This window comes from Methylorubrum sp. POS3, from assembly GCF_043352485.1.
In the GTDB taxonomy this organism is placed as follows: Bacteria; Pseudomonadota; Alphaproteobacteria; order Rhizobiales; family Beijerinckiaceae; genus Methylobacterium; species Methylobacterium suomiense.
In genome coordinates this window covers 1-2,016 of record NZ_JAPRBT010000010.1, presented here as the reverse complement: position 1 = coordinate 2,016, position 2,016 = coordinate 1, and the positions used below count along the sequence as shown (strand labels likewise).

Sequence of the window (2,016 nt, the reverse complement as noted above, 5' to 3'; positions counted from 1 at the left end):
TCACCCGGACCGGCGCAAGCCGGCCTTCCACAGGGCGCCGTTGGTGCGCAGCGAGTTCGCCTGCTCCTGGTGGAAGATGCCGCGCATCTCCCCGCGCAGGGCCGCGGCGGTCTGCTCGATGTAGGCCCGATCCACGGCCGGATCGCCGGACGAGCCCTGCATCGTGATGCTGATCGGGGCGTGGATCGGCGAGCCGCCACTGGCGGGGGCGAAGGCAGCGCGGCTCGGCAGGGTGAACGCCTCGGCCCCGACGATCCCGCCCTCGGCGTAGCCGCGCAGCCCGCCGCTGCGCCGCAGGGCCTCGACCGCGGCGACGCCGCCATGGCGGGCGACATCGTCCTGCGAGAACACCACCTCACCGCGGTGGACGAGGCCGGCCACAACGCTTCGGCCCCCGGGCCCGGTCCAGCCACCGTCGGCAAAGCCCGGCCCGGCCGGCGAGGCGTACAGCGTCATGCCGGTAGCCTTGCCGTCGCCACCGCCGCCGAACAGGCTGGCGAGGAAGCCGCCGATACCGCCAGCACCGCCGCTCCCACTGCCGCCACCCCCGAAGGCGCTGGAGATCACGCTGTCGAGCGCCTTCGACATCAGCCGGTCGGCCGCGCTACCGAAGGCGTTGGACAGGGCCGAAGCGGCATCGCCGCTGCGGCGCAGATCGCTGACGAAGCTGCGCGCCCCGTCGGTGATCATGCTCTTGGCCTCGAAAAGCTCGGCGTTCTTGCGCGCCTGGCCGATGAAGGCCTGCGCCTCGCGCGAACCCGTTTCACCGTAGACCGAGCGGGCCCGGGCGTAGATCGAGGCCTCGGCGTCGGTGCGCCCGAGCTGCTCGCGCTCGAACATCAGGGTCGAGCGCCCGCGGTAATCCGTGCCCGCGGCCGAGACCTGGCCGTAGGCGTCGGCGATCTCGAGGATCGCCTTGCGCTGCGCCGCCATCTCCGGCGTCAGCTTCTCCGACGAGGCGGTGATGAGGTCCTGCGCCGTGACGAAGGCGCGGCCGAGATCGCTGCCCCTCTGGCGCTCCTGGTTGAGCAGCTCCTGGACCCGCTCGAGCCGGGCCGCGCTCGCCGCCGCCATGTCGGTGACGCCGATCTGCGCGCGCATCACCTCGACCTGGTCGCGCGAGGCCCGGATGCCGGGATCGTTGCGTGCCACCATGCCGGCGACGGTGCCGATCGTCCCGCCGACGGTCTGATCGCCGACGGTGCGCGGGTTGGCCTCCGCCACCTTGCGGCCAAGCACGTCGCGGGCCCGCGCGCCGGGATCGGCCCGCAGCAGCGCCAGCATCCCGCCCTCACCGAAGTGATGGCCGAGATAGAGGTTCGTCGCGGTGACCGGCAGCCGGGCCCGCTCGAGCGCGCGGGCATTCTCCTGTGCGTAGGCCTCGATCATCGCCTCGGAATCGGCGCGGTGGGTGCGCCGCGCCAGGATCTCGCCGTCCGACATCGCGGCGGCGCGCTCGGCGAACCGGTCCTTGAACAGCCGCAGCCAGGTACCGTCGATGAACTGGCCCGCGCCGGTCGCCGAGGAGCGCGGGTTGCGGGCGGTGTCGCGCCCGCCGCTCTCCGCCCCGACGATCATCGGGACGAAGCTCTCGGGGATGCGGGCGGATCGGATCGCGCTCTGCTCGGTCCGGGCGCGCAACGCCTCGAGGCTGAGATCGCGCTCGCGGCGCAGGCCGTCGAGTTCGCGGCCGTCCCGCAGCAGCTTGTCGCGCTCGCGGGCGAGGCGCTGGCGCTCGAACAGGTCGGTCGTCGCCTGCATCCGCGCATCGTAGGCAGCGCCGATCTGCCCGGCGTTGCGGCCCTCGGGATCGAGCCCGGCCTCGCGGGTCTTGCGCGTGTAGGTCTCGCGGATCTCGGCGGCGGCCCGGTCGACCGGGTTCATCGTCGTGGTGCGCAGGCCGAACTCGGCGGCGCGGTTGGCGGCAGCAACCGCGGTCGAACCGAACCGGTCGACGTCCTCAGTCATCGTCCGGGCGAGCCGGGCGATGCGCTCGAACGCCGCCGTCGCCTCCTG

1 pseudogene is annotated in these 2,016 nt (G+C 73.4%); it reads right to left on the bottom strand.

From position 1 onward, the window contains the following. Positions 1-2,016, bottom strand: a pseudogene (locus OWC43_RS23240) (tail length tape measure protein); the annotation flags it as partial.